This window comes from Peptacetobacter hominis (assembly GCF_006861675.1).
Taxonomy (GTDB): Bacteria; Bacillota; Clostridia; order Peptostreptococcales; family Peptostreptococcaceae; genus Peptacetobacter; species Peptacetobacter hominis.
In genome coordinates this window covers 38433-56697 of record NZ_SGJB01000006.1, presented here as the reverse complement: position 1 = coordinate 56697, position 18265 = coordinate 38433, and the positions used below count along the sequence as shown (strand labels likewise).

20 protein-coding genes are annotated in these 18265 nt (G+C 32.2%); 18 read left to right on the top strand and 2 right to left on the bottom strand.

Annotated elements, in window-relative coordinates:
* Window positions 1-57: 57 nt before the first annotated feature.
* From EXD82_RS04390 to EXD82_RS04365, 6 genes are all read left to right on the top strand, one after another.
* Window positions 58-711: a GNAT family N-acetyltransferase gene (locus EXD82_RS04390; RefSeq protein ID WP_142535698.1), complete on the top strand. Its 654-nt coding sequence runs from the start codon at window positions 58-60 to the stop codon at window positions 709-711.
* A gap of 167 nt (window positions 712-878) precedes the next feature.
* Window positions 879-1463, top strand: coding sequence for a CDP-alcohol phosphatidyltransferase family protein (locus EXD82_RS04385; RefSeq protein ID WP_142535697.1), 585 nt, complete (start codon window positions 879-881; stop codon window positions 1461-1463).
* Window positions 1464-1549: 86 nt separating this feature from the next.
* Window positions 1550-2758 (top strand): ABC transporter substrate-binding protein, encoded by a 1209-nt coding sequence (locus EXD82_RS04380; protein ID WP_142535696.1) that lies wholly within the window; start codon window positions 1550-1552, stop codon window positions 2756-2758.
* Entirely contained in the window at window positions 2748-3611 is an 864-nt protein-coding gene (locus EXD82_RS04375) for an ABC transporter permease (protein WP_174919159.1), read from the top strand. Before EXD82_RS04380 ends, EXD82_RS04375 begins: the two co-directional genes overlap by 11 nt.
* Window positions 3612-4400 carry an ABC transporter permease gene (locus EXD82_RS04370; protein WP_142535694.1) on the top strand — a complete coding sequence of 263 codons (789 nt, stop codon included), beginning with the start codon at window positions 3612-3614 and terminating at the stop codon, window positions 4398-4400.
* A 1-nt stretch (window position 4401) separates the two neighbouring features.
* Entirely contained in the window at window positions 4402-5475 is a 1074-nt protein-coding gene (locus tag EXD82_RS04365; protein ID WP_142535693.1) for an ABC transporter ATP-binding protein, read from the top strand.
* A 52-nt stretch (window positions 5476-5527) separates the two neighbouring features.
* Here EXD82_RS04365 and EXD82_RS04360 read toward each other — a convergent pair whose 3' ends face one another.
* Window positions 5528-5839, bottom strand: coding sequence for a heavy metal-binding domain-containing protein (locus EXD82_RS04360; protein ID WP_142535692.1), 312 nt, complete (start codon window positions 5837-5839; stop codon window positions 5528-5530).
* A gap of 163 nt (window positions 5840-6002) precedes the next feature.
* On the opposite strand from EXD82_RS04360, the gene EXD82_RS04355 reads away from it, so the two are divergent.
* The 9 genes from EXD82_RS04355 (at window position 6003) to rbr (ending at window position 12457) form a co-directional block, all read left to right on the top strand.
* Window positions 6003-6554, top strand: coding sequence for a PepSY domain-containing protein (locus EXD82_RS04355; protein WP_142535691.1), 552 nt, complete (start codon window positions 6003-6005; stop codon window positions 6552-6554).
* A 270-nt stretch (window positions 6555-6824) separates the two neighbouring features.
* Entirely contained in the window at window positions 6825-7661 is an 837-nt protein-coding gene (locus EXD82_RS04350; protein ID WP_142535690.1) for a metallophosphoesterase, read from the top strand.
* 79 nt (window positions 7662-7740) lie between these two features.
* Complete coding sequence (gene bilR, locus EXD82_RS04345; RefSeq protein WP_174919158.1) at window positions 7741-8832, top strand: bilirubin reductase; 1092 nt, start codon at window positions 7741-7743, stop codon at window positions 8830-8832.
* A 46-nt stretch (window positions 8833-8878) separates the two neighbouring features.
* Window positions 8879-9313, top strand: coding sequence for a bilirubin utilization transcriptional regulator BilQ (gene bilQ, locus EXD82_RS04340; protein ID WP_174919157.1), 435 nt, complete (start codon window positions 8879-8881; stop codon window positions 9311-9313).
* Between the two features lie 120 nt (window positions 9314-9433).
* Window positions 9434-9742 (top strand): hypothetical protein, encoded by a 309-nt coding sequence (locus EXD82_RS10290; protein ID WP_174919156.1) that lies wholly within the window; start codon window positions 9434-9436, stop codon window positions 9740-9742.
* A 200-nt stretch (window positions 9743-9942) separates the two neighbouring features.
* Window positions 9943-10716 (top strand): hypothetical protein, encoded by a 774-nt coding sequence (locus tag EXD82_RS04335; RefSeq protein WP_142535688.1) that lies wholly within the window; start codon window positions 9943-9945, stop codon window positions 10714-10716.
* A gap of 15 nt (window positions 10717-10731) precedes the next feature.
* Entirely contained in the window at window positions 10732-11199 is a 468-nt protein-coding gene (locus EXD82_RS04330) for an HAD family hydrolase (RefSeq protein ID WP_142535687.1), read from the top strand.
* Between the two features lie 124 nt (window positions 11200-11323).
* On the top strand, window positions 11324-11734 hold the full coding sequence (locus tag EXD82_RS04325) for a universal stress protein (RefSeq protein WP_142535686.1): 411 nt from the start codon (window positions 11324-11326) through the stop codon (window positions 11732-11734).
* Window positions 11735-11917: 183 nt separating this feature from the next.
* Window positions 11918-12457, top strand: coding sequence for a rubrerythrin (gene rbr, locus EXD82_RS04320; RefSeq protein ID WP_142535685.1), 540 nt, complete (start codon window positions 11918-11920; stop codon window positions 12455-12457).
* 91 nt (window positions 12458-12548) lie between these two features.
* On the opposite strand, the gene EXD82_RS04315 is transcribed toward rbr, so the two are convergent.
* Window positions 12549-13646: a DEAD/DEAH box helicase gene (locus EXD82_RS04315; RefSeq protein ID WP_142535684.1), complete on the bottom strand. Its 1098-nt coding sequence runs from the start codon at window positions 13644-13646 to the stop codon at window positions 12549-12551.
* A 276-nt stretch (window positions 13647-13922) separates the two neighbouring features.
* On the opposite strand from EXD82_RS04315, the gene nifV reads away from it, so the two are divergent.
* The 3 genes from nifV to EXD82_RS04300 all read left to right on the top strand — a co-directional run bounded on the left by nifV (window position 13923) and on the right by EXD82_RS04300 (window position 18152).
* A complete protein-coding gene (nifV, locus tag EXD82_RS04310; protein WP_142535683.1) occupies window positions 13923-15071 on the top strand; it encodes a homocitrate synthase in 1149 nt (382 codons plus the stop codon).
* A gap of 62 nt (window positions 15072-15133) precedes the next feature.
* Complete coding sequence (locus EXD82_RS04305) at window positions 15134-17056, top strand: aconitate hydratase (protein WP_142535682.1); 1923 nt, start codon at window positions 15134-15136, stop codon at window positions 17054-17056.
* Window positions 17057-17153: 97 nt separating this feature from the next.
* Complete coding sequence (locus EXD82_RS04300) at window positions 17154-18152, top strand: isocitrate/isopropylmalate dehydrogenase family protein (RefSeq protein WP_142535681.1); 999 nt, start codon at window positions 17154-17156, stop codon at window positions 18150-18152.
* The last annotated feature ends 113 nt before the right edge of the window (window positions 18153-18265 follow it).

Sequence of the window (18265 nt, the reverse complement as noted above, 5' to 3'; positions counted from 1 at the left end):
ATAATTAATATTTAGTATAGTATAATATAAAAAATAATAATTAATGGGGTGGATAACATGTGTGATTTTCTTGATAAACACAATATAATCGTGAGAAATGAAGAAGAAAAAGATTACAGAAGATGTGAAGAAATAGCCAGAGATGCTTTCTGGAATCTATATTTCCCAGGTGCACATGAGCATTTTGTTGTGCACAAAATGAGAGAACACAGTGATTTTATAAAGGATCTTTCATTTGTAATAGAGGTAGATGGAAAAGTTGAGGGTGCTATATACTATACAAAATCAAAAATTGTAACAACTGATGGAGAAGTAGATACGATAACATTTGGACCAGTATTTATATCACCGGAATTTCATAGAATGGGGCTTGGAAGAATAATGATAAGTCATTCTATATCAGAAGCAGAAGATATGGGATATAGAGCTATAATGACTCTTGGATATCCATATCATTATGAACCATATGGATTTAAAAGTGGAAAAAATTACAGTATATCTATGGAAGATGGCAAATTTTATAAAGGACTTCTTGTTCTGTCACTTTTTGATGGAGCGCTTGAAGGTATCGAAGGGTACGCAGTATTTTCAGAGGTATTTGATGTAACAGATGAGGAGGTAGAAGAATTTGATAAAAATTTTCCATACAAAGAAAAACTTGTACAAGAAAGTCAGGCTGAATACGAGAAAGCCTGTGCAATGCTTGATTAGATAATATAAAGGTTCCTGTCATTATAGATAGGGACCTTTCTTATTATAGAAAAAATAAATACACCTATAGAAATAATCTAATACAGATACAGAAGTTTAACATTGAAAATTATGGTATTATATATTAATGTATATAAGTTTGTAATTTTTTAAGGGGGAAACTATAGATGCTTGATACACATGCAAGAAAATATGTAAATCCAGCTATAGAAAAGGGTGCGGATTTTTTTCTTGGACTAAAATTAAAACCGAATCATGTAACAATGCTTGCTCTTTTTATAGGAATAATGACATCTGTATTTGCATATTTTGATATGGGAATACTTGCAGTTGCTGTTTTATGGTTTTCAGGATATCTAGATGCAGTCGATGGAGCAATGGCAAGAAAAAGTGGGGCTACATCGTATTTTGGGACGCTTATGGATATAGTTTCAGACAGAATAGTAGAGGCGGGAATTATACTTGTTATGGCGCTTAAATTCAGCGATGCCGGTGTAAGTCTTGTTGTACTTTCACTTTCTATACTTATGTCTATGACGATATTTCTGACAGTTGGAGCGTGTACAGAAAAACAGGGTATGAAATCTTTTTATTATCAGGCTGGTGTAGCTGAAAGAAGTGAGGGATTTATAATGTTTTCTCTTATGATTCTTTTTAGTTCTCAGGTAGTGATAATATCGTATATTTTTTCAGCGATGATATTATTTACCGCATGTCAGAGATTTTTAGAGGCTAAAAAAATACTTAAATAATATTGCAAAGGTTATTAAAAATATTGTTTTAAATCAATAAGATTTATAAAAATAGATTGACTATAAAATATGAATGGAGAATGGATATGCTAAGAAAAATTGTTGGTATGATAGTGTGTTTTTCTATGATTTTTACACTTGTTGGATGTAGTGGTAAGGAAAATAGTGAGGCCAAGGTTACAGATGCGGATTTTGAAGAGATAGTAAAAACAGCAGAGGGAACAACTGTCAATTTTTACGGTTATGGTGGAGATGAGGTAATGAACAAATGGTTTGATTCATATGTTATACCTCAGATGAAGGAAAAATACAACATAACTGTAAAAAGAACAGGTATGAATATAGATGAGATAATGAATATGATGCTTTCTGATAAACAGGCTGGAAATACTGAAGGAAATATAGATGTTGTATGGATAAACGGAGAAAATTTCAAAACAGCGAAAGAATCTAATCTTCTTTTAGGATCTTTTACAGATAAGCTTCCTTCATACAATAACTATGTCAATACAGAATCTGAGGATGTAACTACTGATTTTGGTGTTTCTACTGATGGAATGGAAGCTCCATGGGGAAAATCTCAGTTTACAGTTGTATATGATTCAAACCGGAAAAATCGGAATATAACAGATTCAGAGAGTCTTAAGAATTTTGTAAAATCAAATCCCGGCAAATTTACATATCCGGTTGTATCTGATTTTACAGGAAGTGCATTCGTAAGAAATATAATATACGATATAGTAGGATATGAAAAAGTTTCTTCTCTTCCAGAAGATAAGGAAAAAGTAAAAGAGGTCATTCAGCCAGCTATAGATTATTTGAATGAAATAAAACCTTATTTATGGAATGAAGGAAAGACATATCCTGCAGATCTTTCTCAGCTTGATAATATGTACTCAGACGGAGAAGTTGATGCAACTATGACATATAACTGTAATTCAATACGGGGAAAAATAGATACAGGTGAATTCAGAGATTCAAGCAAAATAACTGAATTTAAAAATGGAAATATAACAAATGTACATTTTTTAAGTATGCCTTTTAATACTCAGAATCAGGAAGGGGCGATGGTTCTTATAGATTTTCTTATGAGTCCTGAGGCACAGGCTTCAAAGACTTTCACAGAAAACTGGGGAGATGCGACAGTACTTGATATGGACAAGTTATCTGATAAAGAGAAAAAAGAATTCAGCGCTGATTCTGTAGTTATAGAAAAATCTGTTCCAGAGCCTTCTGCGGGAATGGTAAGTATAATAGAAGAAATATGGACAGATGAGGTTCTTAATGCAAAATAAAAAACTAATGCCATATATTATGGTAGCCCCTGTTTTTATTTTTGTTGCAACAATTATGTTTTTCGGTATAACAAACTGTGTTCTTCAGAGTCTGGGGTATTTTCCTCGGATAGGAATGACAGATATAACATTTGAACATTATACAGATATAATATCAGACACTTCATTTATATCCTCTTTCTGGTTAAGTTTGAAGACTTCTTTTGTATCGGCAATGCTTTCAGTGCTTATAGGAATAATAGTTGCGTATATAATGACATTTTCAAAATATACGAGAATAAGAAAATCTATTGTAGGAATACCGGTTGCAGTTCCGCATATAATAGCTGTTGTTCTTATGATATTTGTATTTTCAAAAACAGGAATTATATCGAGGTTGATGTATTCAGTGGGAGTTATAGAAGATTCGGCTGATTTTTATAATATTCTGTTTGGTGAAAACGGATTGGGAATAATAATTGTGTATATGTGGAAAGGCGTTCCATATGTAATGATGACAGTATATGGTATTCTGAAAAGTGTATCAGAAAAATACGAAAATGCAGCTATGAATCTGGGTGCCAACAGATTACAGGTGTTTAGATATATTGTAATGCCTCAGGCGATGCCTTTTGTGGTGTCTTCTTTTATAATACTTTTTTCATTTTCGTTCGGAGCATATGAGGTTCCTATGCTTATAGGACCTTCAACACCACAGGCACTACCTGTTTATGCATATGTAAATTATATAAGTGCGGATTTTTCTAAAAGATCTGTAGCTATGGCTGCAAATATGATTATATCTATCATAGGATTTGTCATGCTTTATATCTACAGCAGAGTGTTTGAGAAAATAGATAGGGGGGATATATAGATGAAATATGCGAAATTTTTACTTAATCTCGTATTTATTGCTATGATTTTTCCCCTGGCAATACTTGTTATGTGGTGTTTTTCGGCATGTTGGAGTTATCCGAATTTAGTTCCCGAAAGTTTTTCTCTTAGAGGATTTGAGTATTTATTTGAACCGGGAAATATAACAACAATGCTTCAAAGTATATTTATTGCTGTTATAGTATCTATGATAACAGTGATTATATGTATTCCGGCATCAAAGGCAATAGCTTTGTATAAATTCAAAGGAAAGAAATTTTTCAGACTTCTTGTGATGTCACCTATGATAATACCAATGGTATCTATTGCTATGGGAATTCATATAGGTTTTCTTAGGATGAAAATAGCAAATTCAATAATAGGTGTCGTTATTATAAATATAATTCCATGCATTCCATATGCGGTTATGATTCTTTCAGATGTATATAGAATTCATGGAGATAGACTTGAAGTTCGGGCTGAAATGCTCGGTGCAGGTAAATTCGATACTTTCAGGTATATAACTTTTCCATCTATACTTCCTGGGATAATATCTGCGGCTACTATGAGTTTTATAGTTTCATTTGGGCAGTATTTTCTTACTATGCTTATAGGTGGAGGAAAGATAGTCACATATCCTATGATAATGTTTCCGTATATACAGAGTGGAGATAGAAACCTTTCCTCTGTTTACAGTGTATATTTTCTGATTGTGACTATGATTATGGTTTTTATTATACAGAGGATGCTGAGAAAAACATCCGTACTTTGCAGAATTGAGGAGCGATAATATGGCTTTTTTGGAAATAAGAAATCTAGGCTTATCATTTGATGGGAAGCCGGTTCTTGAAAATATAAATCTCGATATAAAAGAAGGGGAAATTGTGTCTCTTCTTGGAGCATCAGGATGTGGAAAAAGTACCACGCTTAAAACAGTCGCTGGTATTTTAAAACAGGATGTCGGCGATATATTTATAGACGGAGAAAATATAAATAATATAAAAACAGGACAGAGGGGAGCTGTAATAGTTTTTCAGGATTATCTTCTTTTTCCTCATATGACTGTGATTCAGAATATAGAATTTGGAATGAAGATGATGAAAGTAGATAAGTCTGTAAGAAAAGAAAAGTCTATGAAACTTCTGGAGACGGTAAAACTTTCTGGATATGAAAACAGATATCCAAACGAGCTTTCAGGTGGACAGCAGCAGAGAGTATCAATAGCAAGGGCTCTTGCTGTAAATCCAAAAGTACTTCTTCTTGATGAGCCTTTTTCAAATCTGGATGTAAATCTAAGAAGTGAAATGAGAAAATTTGTATCTGATCTTCAGAAAGAGTTAAAGATAACTACAATACTTGTTACTCACGATATGGAAGAAGCTATTATAATGAGTGATAGGATAGCAGTTATGATTGATGGAAGAATAAGACAGTTTGATGAGCCTAAAAAACTATATGAAAAGCCTGTATGCAGAGAAGTAGCAGATGTATTCGGCGAGAAAAACTATATTTCAGGATATATAAATAATAATATATTTACATCAGATATTAACGATAAAATATTATTTGATGTTTCTGAGTTAGATAATAATTATGATGACCCGGAAAATGTTGAGATAATGATTCCAAAGGAAAGTATAAATATAATTGATGAGAATTCATACCTTGAGTTGAATTCTGAATGTAACAATGAATTTTTTAGAGGGATCATAGTCGATAAAAAATACGCCGGAGAAAATACTTTTTATGAAGTGGAGTCAGAAGGATGTATTTTGAATGTATCTCAAGATTCAGATAGATATAATATAAATGATAGTGTATATTTTTATATTGATAAAAATAGAATATGTATATTTGAGAAGTAATAAAAAGGATGCGGTAAAAACTGCATCCTTTTATTATACTAAATATTGATAATTATAAATATTTTACTGCTGTTCCGTATGCAATTACCTCAGCTGCTCCAGGAGCTATTGCACTTGTAGTAAACATCATTCCTACAACTGCATCTGCACCAATTGATTCAGCGTGATTAACCATTCTTTCAAAAGCTATATCTCTTGCTTCGTTCATCATCTGAACATATGACTTCATTTCACCGCCGACAAGGTTCTTGAAAGATGAACCTATATCTCTACCGATATTTTTACACTGTATAGTACTTCCGGTAACTATACCAAGTTCTTCGAATTCTTTTCCATGTATTGTATGAGTTGTAACTACAAGCATAAAATTCCCTCCCTTATTGTATTTGTTAATATAATTATACCACGCAAATATTATAAAAAATAACAGAAGATTCTTAAAAAATTCTGAAGAATATTGTTTTTATTGTATCTGATAGGGTATGATTAATATAAATAGATGAAATAGATAAAAGGAGGAAAAATCCATGTTAAAGAAGATAGTAATAGCAGTTTTTATGGGAATAATGGTATTTGCACTTGTAGGATGCAGCAGTGTATCTCAGGAAGAAGCTTTGGAAGCAGCATATAAACATGCAGGAATAGATAGTTCAAAGACAAAGGTTGATCTTTATAGTCAGGAAATGGACGATGATGGATATTCATTTGGATTTGAAGCAGATGGTGTAAGATATAAATATGAAATAGATAAATCTGGAAAAGTTGAGGAGTACAAAAAAGAAAAAGTTGAAACAACATCATCAACTAATTCAAGCCAGAACAACTCAACAAAAGATGATACAAAAACGACTCAATCAAATACTTCTGCGATAAGTGAAAAAGATGCAATAGCAAAAGCATATAAGGAATTTGGTGTTTCAGAGTCTGATGTAAAAAATCTTAAAGTTCACTCTGAAAAGGATGACGGAATAGAAGTATTTGACATAGAATTTGATTCAGGAGAAAAAGAGTATTCTTGTGAAATAGATAAATCTACAGGAAATATAGTTAGTAGAGATATAGATAGTATATATGACTAAATAATATGGAGAAAAGCCCCTTTTGAGTTATCAGAAGGGGCTTTTTGAATCAGTCAGCAAATCTGATTCGAAATAACAAACACAGGTTATATGGAAAATATTATGATTATTGCAAAGTAAATTATAAATCTCTGTGTTGTCATATATATAATTATATTGAAAAATTATTAAGAAATATGTAATATATTTATAAATAATTCTGAGGTAGTCTGTAACATTTATGTAAAATAAATACAGTATAATAGGAATTAATTTCGAAAGGGGAATGTAATGAAAATAATAAAGACAATATTTATAGTTATACTTATAATGATTTTGATAATAGTTTCGTGTGTAATATATGCATTTAAAATAGAGCCATATAGAGTGAAAATAAATGAACAGGTGTATAAAACAGGAGATCGGACAAGTAATGTAAAAATAGCTCAGTTTTCAGATGTTCATATAAAGGAAGATTTTACTTCTCAGAATTTTTCTAAAGTTGTTGATAAAATAAATTCTAAGAATCCGGATATAGTTGTATTTACAGGAGATTTATACGATAATTATTCAACATACAGCGAAGATGAAAGTCTAAAAGATGAGCTGGAAAGAATAAATGCAGAATACAAATTTGCTGTATGGGGAAACAGGGATTATGGAGGAGGAGCCTCTAATGCATATGAAAAACTTATGTATGAATCCGGTTTTAAAATTTTGAAAAATGAAACTGAAATATTGGATATAAACGGCAAGAAAATAATGATTACAGGTATTGATGATTCAATGCTCGGAAATCCATATATAGAAAAATCATCGGAAAATGCTGATATTAAAATTCTACTTTCACATGAACCAGATGTAGTGGATAACTATGTCGAATATGGATATAATTTGGCTTTAAGTGGGCATAGTCACGGTGGGCAGATAGATATACCTTTTGTGCCTGATGTAAATAGAATTGCTCTTTCTAAAACCGCTATGAATGATAAATATACAGCAGGAATGTACACAATAGATGAATCTACGGGGCAGAAGATATATGTAAATACGGGGATAGGAACAACACATGTTTCTGCAAGATTTGGAGTTGTTCCAGAGGTTACGTTGTTTGATATTTGGATGTAAAAACTGTTTATAAAGTTGACTTAATCAAGTTTATATTATATACTTGATTAAGTCAATTAAAAAGAAAGGAAGTTATTTTATGAATAGTATATTTACACCATATAAAATAGGAAATCTTGAACTTAAAAATAGAATAATATTTGCACCGACATCTATGGATAATGATGTAGAGAGAATAATTGAAAAAATGGATGAAATCGCATCAGGTGGATGTGCGATGATAATTGTGGGGGATGTACCGGTTCTTCCTCAGAGACATATGTCGCTTTATTCAGATGAGGGTTTTGAAATGTACAGAAGAATATGTGAGACAATTCATAGTCGTGGATGTCTTGTATCTGCACAACTTCATCAGAGTGATACAGATATGAAATTTATAATGGAAAATATTCCAAAAATGAAAAGTGGAGAGATTACCGCTGATGATCTTAGAAAAATGCTTAATGACAGAATAGGAGAATATATATCATCTATTCCTGTAGAGGAAGTGAAAAATATCACGTCATCATTTGGCAAAGCTGCACTTTTGTGTAAAAAGGCTGGATTTGATATGATTCAGATTCATGGAGATAGAATGTGCGGAAGTTTTTCATCAACATTGTTCAATACGAGAAAAGACGAGTATGGTGGAAGTCTTGAGAATAGAGCAAAATTTGCCATAGATTCGATAAAATCAGTAAAAAAAGCTGTTCCTGATATGCCTGTAGAATATAAACTTTCTGTAAGGCAGGAAAATCCTGATTATGGAAAGGCGGGTATAACTGTGGATGAAATCTCTGAATTCGTGCCTATGCTTGAAGATGCAGGTATTGATTCGTTTCATGTTGCACTTGCCAATCATTCAAGTTTAACTGATACAATACCTCCTTCTACACATAAGGACTTTGGTATGGAAGGTTGCTTTTTAAAGTTTGCGGATGAGGTAAGAAAATATACAGAACTTCCAATATGTGGTGTTGGGGGACTTACTGATCCTGTTTTTATAGAAAAGCAGATAAGTTCTGAAAGAGTACAGTTTGTATCCATGTGCAGACAGCTTATAGCTGATAGTATGTGGCCTCAGAAGGTGAAAAATGGAAATACAGAAGATATAAAGAAATGTATAAGATGTAATAAAAAATGTCTGGGAGGAATACAGCATCACAAAGGTGTAGGATGTATATTTGATTAGACGTGAGGATTTACATGATGTAAAATAGTATATGGAGGTGTTTTATATGAAAAATTCCATGGCTTTTACAATAGTAAATCTCAGAAATAACTTTATAGATTACTGCAACTCTGAACTAAAAAAAATAGGGCTTTCTCAGGGACTTTTATTTTATATTATATATATGGGGAAAAACAGGGGCTGTTCACCTAAAGAGTTAACCGAAGCTTTAAATATGGATGCGGGTCATACTACAAGAACGATATCAAAACTTTTGGATATGGGATTTATAACAAAGGAAAGAAATGAAAAAGATAAAAGGGCTCACATACTCAAACTTACTGAAAAAGGTGAAGAAGCATTCAAAATGAGTTATTCACTTTTTGAAAAGTGGGATGAAAAGATAAAGGAAAAAACAGGTGAGGAAAAATATAGAGAAATTCTTGAAGAATTAAAAAATGCAATAGACAGTGATGATTACAGCTGTTATAAAAAATATTAAAGGATAGAGAAAACACTCTACCCTTTTATTTTTTACAATTAATTTAAAATTTATATAAAATTATGAGTATGAAATTATATTAAAGGGAATATATAATAAAAAAAGATGGAGGGGATTTTTATGAATACATGGGAGATAATTGTAATACTTATACTAATATTCATACTTATATCAATGTATTCTGCATATTCTCAATATAGAGATATGAAAAAAGAAATAGATAAAGTCGAAGCAGAAAAGAAAGAAATACTTAAAAGAAAAGGTATAGAAGAGGAAGACTTTATATTTGATAGATATATAAATCATCTTATAATAGGTAAAAATGAAAAAATATATTTATTTAATTCAGGAATGGACAATTTAATAGAAATTGAAGAGCCATTTAACATATCTCTGGATGAAAAGTATGAAATGGTAAAAACTGGATGAACAAGCTGTAAACAACTGCAGTTTGTAGTTTTAAAGATAGAAAATGATGAGGTGTTCGAGCTGGAATTCCATAGTGGGCTTTATGAAAAGGTTAAAGCATTTGTAGAAAAGATTGAAAATATGAAATATAATAGTACTGTAGATACAAAAGATTCAATTATGGAATAAATTTAAATGAAATTTTGCGGAGAGGTGTAAAAATGAAAATATCACTGGATGAAGTCGAATCACTTCTAAACATAATAGAGAGAATAAATATATCTGATAAAAGAGAACTTATATATGCAGGTGCAGGTATAAAACAGCTTTATAGAGGTTATAAACCGGGGAACAAAGATAGAATATATCTGGATGATGCAAGAATAGATCTTTATGTTGTATATAGAGAAGATAACGAAGAATATCTGACAAAACTTACTCAAAAGGTCGGTTATAGCACTATAAAATATTCAAATAGTGCATTTAGAGTTGAGGATCTTTATGATGCAAATATTAAAATAAAAAGTCTTGAAAAGTGGGAGATGAACGCTCAGCTTAAAGAATTTGTAAAAAACTGGAACGAATTGCATTCAAATAGAAGAAACAGATATTTTACAAATATAGATACTATAGAAGCAATAAACAAAGATATATCAAAATTCAAAGAGACAGTAATATTCAGCAAATATAGAAGTGAAGATATGACCAAAGTGGAGTATCTTACAAACTTCATGTATTATATAGAAAATGAATATGGAAATATATCATCAAGTAATATCGAAAAATATGGACTTGATGAATTCGATGATATTGATTTTATAGGATGGTTATTAAAAACTAACAAAATGGGAGAATATCTTCAGTGGAGAAGTGAAAAAACACTTCTTGGGGACTGTATAATACAACTTGAGGATGGATGTATAAATCCAAATCTTATAAAAAATCTCGAGGAAGATAAAAATATAAGAGAGCTCAAAATAAAATTTACACGTTAGATTGGAGATTTTAATATGATAAGTGTTGATATACCTGGAAGAGGTATTTTCAGTATAGAAAATCTTGTATTTGATTACAATGGTACGATAGCTGTAGATGGGGAAATAAATGAAATTACAAAAGAACAGATAAAAATGCTGAGTAAAAATACAAGTATATATATTTTGACAGCCGATACGCATGGAACTGTCAGAGAAAAGTGTGCAGGACTTCCTGTAGAGATTAAAATATTTCCAGGAGATAATGCATCAGAATATAAAAAAGAAATAGTGGAAAATTTAGATGGACATACTATATGTTTTGGGAATGGATTTAATGATATAGAAATGTTTGATTCAGCGGATTTATCGATATGTATAATGGAACAGGAAGGATGCTGTGGAGCTCTTATTTCAAAAAGTGATGTTGTGGTAAGATCTCTTGAAGATGCTTTCAATCTCATAATAAAAAAAGACAGACTCAGAGCCACACTTAGAGGATAGCTGTGCAAAGCTTTTCAAATAATTTTTGATTTTTTCAGGTAAAAGTGTTAAAATAAAGATAACAAAAAGAATATTTAGTATATTCTAAAAATATACCAAATATGAATTGAAAGGAAGATGCGTTATGGCTAAAAGAAAAATATTGGTACCAATAGACGGAACAGAAAGAAGTATGCACTCTTTAGAATTTATAAAGGGTATATTTGATAAAGATAGCGTGGAGATAGAAATAATGAATGTCAAAGAGCTTGTCTTTATTGATGGAATATCACTATCTGAAGAAATAAAAAACTCTGAGGCTCTAGGTAGAAAAATACTTGATAGAGCACAGGAAATAATGGAAGGATATGACGTAAGTGTATACTTTACATTTGGATATCCTGGCGATGAGATAATAAGAAAATCAAAAGAAGATGATATAGATATCATAGTAATGACAAAATCAACTAAGAAGGGATTAACAAGAATGATTGGTTCTGTAACAGCAAGTGTTGTTAAACAGGCTAAATGTATTGTAATGATAGTTCCTGAATAGAATAAGAATGGATAAGCTGCATACATATGTGTGCAGCTTTTTATATACTTAATATAAAAAAATGAAAGTTACAATTCTGTAAATAAAATTTTGAAATAAATTGTTTACCTATACTATTAGGGGGTATATAATAATCATAAACAAATACAGCTTGTAAAGCTGAAATAAATAGGAGGTATGGTTATGGAATTAAAAGGAAGTAAAACAGAAAAAAACTTATGGTCAGCATTTGCTGGAGAATCTCAGGCTAGAAACAAATATGACTATTTTGCATCAAAAGCTAAAAAAGAAGGATATAACGGAATAGCTGCAATATTCTCTGAAACAGCTGGAAATGAAAAAGAGCATGCAAAAATATGGTTTAAGCTTCTTGAGGGAATAGGAACTACAGAAGAAAACCTTAAAGCAGCTGCTGAAGGTGAAAACTATGAGTGGACTGACATGTACGCTACTTTTGCTAAAGAAGCAAAAGAAGAAGGATTTGATCATATAGCATTCCTGTTTGAAGAAGTTGGAAAAATAGAGAAAGAGCATGAAGAAAGATATTTAACTCTATTAAAGAACTGTGAAGAAAACAAGGTATTTGAAAAAGATTCAGAAGTTACAGCTTGGCATTGTACAAACTGTGGACATATACATTTTGGAAAGAAAGCACCAGAAGTTTGTCCAGTATGTAATCATCCAATGGCTTACTTCAAAGTTAAAGATGAATCTTACAAATAAGATTGATATAAAATATGCCGCTGATGTTTATCAGCGGCTTTTATATTTTTTTGATTATACAGATAATTTTTATTTATAATTATAAAGTCTATTATCTTCTGCTTATTTCAAAACCAAGTTTTTCTTCAACATCAGATAAAACCTTCATATTTTTCTCTGTTACAAAAGAACAACTTTCCCCGTTTTCTCCGGCACGTCCTGTTCTACCGATTCTATGTATATAATCTTCCGCAGATTCAGGAAAATCATAGTTGTATATATGTGTAATACCTGTTATATCAAGTCCTCTTGATGCAACATCTGTTGCTATTAGATATTGGGTTTTCATATTTCTAAAATTTTTCATTATACGTTCTCTTTTTGCCTGAGATATATCGCTGTGTATTTTTTCGCAGTTATATCCTCTCCGTCCCATATCCTCTTCAAGTTTATCAGCTCTTCTTTTTGTTCTACAGAATATTATAGCCATGAACGGATTGTCGTTGTCTATAACATTACATAAACTGTCGAACTTTTCTCTATCTGTGGTTATTACTATACTTTGCTTTATTTTCTCCATTGTAACATGCTGATTTTTTATCTCTATAAACACAGGATCTGAAGTATATCTATATGCAAGTTTTTTTACCTGCGAATCTATAGTTGCTGAAAAGAATAAAGTCTGTCTTTTCTTATTTACATGCTTAAGTATAGATTCAACTTCATTTTTGAAACCCATAAGAAGCATCTGGTCCGCTTCATCAAGTATAAATGTCTCAACTCTTTTCAAATCAATGCTTTCTCTGTCTATATGGTCAAGAAGTCTACCCGGTGTAGCGATTACAATATGAATATTTTTTTTGAGTTTATTCATCTGAGCTTTTATATCTTTTCCACCATATGCCGAAAGAATATTTATATCTCTGCATGAAGCAAGCTTCTCGGCTTCATTTGTTATCTGAATTGCAAGTTCTCTGGTAGGTGCAAGAATAAGAGTTGATATAAACTTGTTTTCAGGATTTATTTTTTCTATTACAGGTATAAGAAAAGCCAGTGTTTTACCCGTACCTGTCTGTGATTGAGCTATTATGTCATTACTGTTTTTTATAAGAGGTATGCATTCAGATTGTATTTCTGTAGGTTTCTTAATACCTTCTTTTTTTAGTATTTCCACAATATCTTCGGCTACGTTTAAATCTAAGAAATCCATACGTTCCTCCTTTGTAAAGTTATATTTATATCAGAATCTTCTATGTAGATTCAAAAGTTTTAACCCTGTTAGTATAATTGTACTCATAAATACAGCAAAATGAAAGAAAAAAATTAAAAAATGCAAAAAGGTATTGATTTATTTTTGATAAAGAGATAATATATATACAACAAGAAAATGCAAGATTTAAAAATAAACTTGCATAATTCAGAAATGAAGAAAAACTAAAACAATAAAGTGAGAAGATATAGAAGATTATTTGAGGAGGTAAATGGAATGTGTGTCATCGATAAATTAAGAAACAGAGAAATAAAAATAGTGGATACTACACTTAGAGATGGAGAACAGACTGCAGGAGTTGTTTTTGCAAACAGCGAAAAAGTTATAATAGCACAGATGCTTAGTGATTTAGGAATCGATCAGCTTGAAGTTGGAATACCGGCAATGGGTGGAGATGAAAAAGATGCTATAAAGAAAATATGTAAAAAAAATCTTAAATCAAGTGTTATGGCATGGAACAGAGCTGTTATATCTGATATAGAGCAGTCAATAGATTGTGGAGTAGATGCTGTTGCAATATCTATTTCGGTATCAGACATACATATCCAGAATAAACTTAGAACATCTAGAGAATGGGTTATAGACAGCATGGTAAAATCTGTTGAATTTGCAAAGAAAAACGGAATGTATGTATCTATAAACGGAGAAGATGCATCAAGAGCTGATGAGGATTTCCTTATAGAATTTATAAAGGCCGGTAAACAGGCAGGTGCAGACAGATTCAGATTCTGTGATACAGTAGGAGTTATGGATCCATTCACTATAAGAGAAAAAATAGCAAGAATACACAAAGAAACTCAGTTTGATATAGAGATGCATACACACAATGATTTCGGAATGGCTACAGCAAATGCAATAGCAGGAGCTATCGGTGGAGCAAATCATATAGGTGTAACAGTAAACGGACTTGGAGAAAGAGCAGGAAATGCAGCACTTGAGGAAGTGCTTATGGCGCTTAAACATGTATTCAAATACGACATGGATATAGATACAAAGAAATTCAGAGAACTTTCAGAGTATGTTTCAAATGCTTCAGGAAGAGAGTTACCTGCATGGAAGGCTATAGTTGGAAGCAACATGTTCAAACATGAATCAGGAATACATGCAGATGGAGCATTAAAAGATCCTAAAAACTACGAAGCGTTCGAGCCTGAAGAAGTTGGACTTGAAAGACAGATAGTTATAGGTAAACACTCTGGAAAAGCAGCTATAATAAATAAATTCCATGAATACGACATAGAACTTTCTCCGGAGATGGCAAATAAAGTACTTGAAGAAGTAAGAGCTGTATCAGTAAGAATGAAGAGATCTCTATTTGATAAAGAGATAGTAAATATATATAAAGATCTTTGTGAAGAAGAATAGAATCTTCTGAAAACTGAAATTGACGTTAATAAATGCATTATAATTTGAGAGGTGAATATAAAGTGGGAGATAATTTAGTATATAAAATTTTAAAGAAACATCTTGTAGAGGGAACACTTGAAGCAGGAAATCCAATATCTATAAAAATAGACAATACGCTTACACAGGACTCAACTGGAACAATGGCGTATCTACAGCTTGAAGCTATGGGGATAGACAGAGTAAAAACTGAAAAAAGTGTTGCGTTCATAGATCACAACATGCTTCAGCAGGGATTTGAAAATGCAGATGACCACAGATATATACAGACAGTTGCAGATAAACATGGAGTGTATTTCTCAAGACCTGGTAACGGAATCTGTCATCAGGTATATCTTGAGAGATTTTCAAAACCTGGAAATACTCTTTTAGGTTCAGATAGCCACACACCTACAGCTGGTGGAGTAGGTATGATAGCAATAGGTGCAGGAGGACTTGATGTTGCACTTGCTATGGCAGGTCAGGCATACAGTATAAAAGCTCCAAAGGTAACAAAAGTAAACCTTGTAGGAAAACTTAAAAACATGGTTGCTTCAAAGGATATAATACTTGAAGTTCTTAGAAGAGAAACTGTAAAAGGTGGAGTAGGAAAAGTATACGAATACGGTGGAGAAGGATTAAAATACCTTTCTGTACCACAGAGAGCAACTATAACAAATATGGGAGCAGAGCTTGGAGCGACTACATCTATATTCCCTAGTGATGAGAAAACACTTGAGTTCTTTAAAGCTCAGGGAAGAGAAGACGAATGGATGGAACTTAAGCCCGATGCAGATGCAGTATACGACAATGAAATAACTATAGATCTTTCAGAACTTTCAGCAATGGCAGCAAAACCTCACAGTCCAGATAACGTTGATTCAGTAAAAAATATAGGAAATATAAAAATAAACCAGGTTGCAATAGGAAGCTGTACAAACTCTTCTTATGAAGACCTTATGAAGGTGGCACAGATACTAAAAGGTAAAAAAGTACACAAAGATGTCAGCCTTGTAATAGCTCCTGGATCAAGACAGGTTATGGAAATGATAGCAAGAAATGGAGCTCTTGCGGATATAATAGCATCAGGAGCGAGAATACTTGAAAATTCATGTGGTCCATGTATAGGAATGGGACAGTCTCCGGGAACAGATGCAGTATCACTTAGAACATTCAACAGAAACTTCTACGGAAGAAGTGGAACACTTTCAGCGCAGGTATATCTTGTAAGTCCGGAGACAGCAGCAGTAAGTGCGATAACAGGATATCTTACAGACCCTGAAGAAATGCCTGTTGAGTTTAAAGATCTTTCTGTTGATGAGTTCCTTGTCGACGACAGCATGATAATAACTCCTGCAGAATGTGGAGATAATGTAGATGTTGAAAGAGGACCGAATATAAAACCATTCCCGGTAAATACAGCACTTGATGATAATATAGGTGGAAAAACAGTTCTAAAAGTTGAAGATAATATAACTACAGACCATATAATGCCTTCAAATGCAAAACTTCTTCCATATAGAAGTAATATACCGTATCTTTCAGGATTCTGTTTCAGTACAGTAGATGAGACTTTCCCTGAAAGAGCAAAAGAAAATGGTGGGGGATTTATAGTCGGTGGAGAAAACTATGGACAGGGCTCAAGCCGTGAACATGCCGCACTTGCTCCTCTTTATCTTGGAATAAAAGGTGTAATAGTAAAAAGTTTTGCAAGAATACACAAGGCCAATCTTATAAACAGCGGTATAATACCAATGGAATTTGTGGATGCTTCAGACTACGACAAAATAGATCTTATGGATGAACTTAAGATAGACAACATAAAAGATAAACTTTCAGATGGAATACTTACAGTTGAAAATGTCACAAAAGGATATAGTTTTGATGTCAAGGTAGAGGTATCTGAAAAAGATGTAGAGGTATTAAAAGCCGGTGGAAAACTTAATTATACAAAGCATAAAGCATAGATAATATATAAAACTATGCTATACATGTAAAAATACAGATTGAATTTATATTAGTGGAAAAGTTTATATAAAATAAATGATTAGGATGTGATTACCGATGTATACAATAACACTCATACCAGGAGATGGAATAGGGCCGGAAGTTACAAAGGCGATGAAAAAAGTTGTAAAAGCTTCTGGAGTTGATATAAACTGGGAAGAAGTAAAGGCTGGAATGGAAACTATAGAAGAGTACAACACTCCGCTTCCAGACTATGTAATAGACAGTATAAAGAAAAATAAAATAGCGATAAAGGGACCTGTTACAACTCCTGTAGGAAAGGGATTCAGAAGTGTAAATGTAGGTCTTAGACAGAAACTTGATCTTTATGCAAATGTAAGACCTATAAAGAATTTCAAGGGGCTTAAAAACAGATATGATAATGTCGATCTTGTAATAATAAGAGAGAATACAGAAGGTTGCTATTCAGGAATAGAGCATAAAGTAGGGGATTATGCAGGTGAAACTATAAAAATAATAACAAGACCTGCATGCGAGAGAATTGTCGATTTTGCGGTTAACTATGTAAAAGAAAACAACAGAAAAAAACTTACTGGTGTTCACAAAGCAAACATAATGAAAATATCAGATGGACTTTTCCTTGATATATACAATAAAAAAGCAGAGGAATCAGGTCTTGATTATGATGATTTAATAGTGGATGCAGCAGCTATGAACCTTGTATTAAATCCTGAAAAATACGATGTTATGGTAATGCCTAATCTTTATGGTGATATACTTTCAGATCTTGGAGCAGGACTTGTCGGTGGTCTTGGAATGATTCCAAGTGCAAATATAGGAAAAGACTGTGCAGTATTTGAGGCTGTTCATGGAAGTGCTCCTCAGATTGCAGGTATGAATAAGGCAAATCCGACAGCGCTTATACAGTCTGCTGTTATGATGCTTAAATACATAGGAGAATTTGACGCAGCTAATAAAATAGAAAAAGCACTTGATGAAATTTTCAGTGAAGGTAAAATTCTTACAGAAGATCTTGGCGGATGTGCATCTACGGATGAATTTGCTGATGAACTTTGCAGAAAAATTGAATGTTAATATGTATAATTTAATAAAATAACAAAAAGGCTGATGCAATAAAATAATTGTATCAGCTTTTTGTGTTGAATAAATATAAAATATTAAAAATAAATAATATAAAAGGAATTATG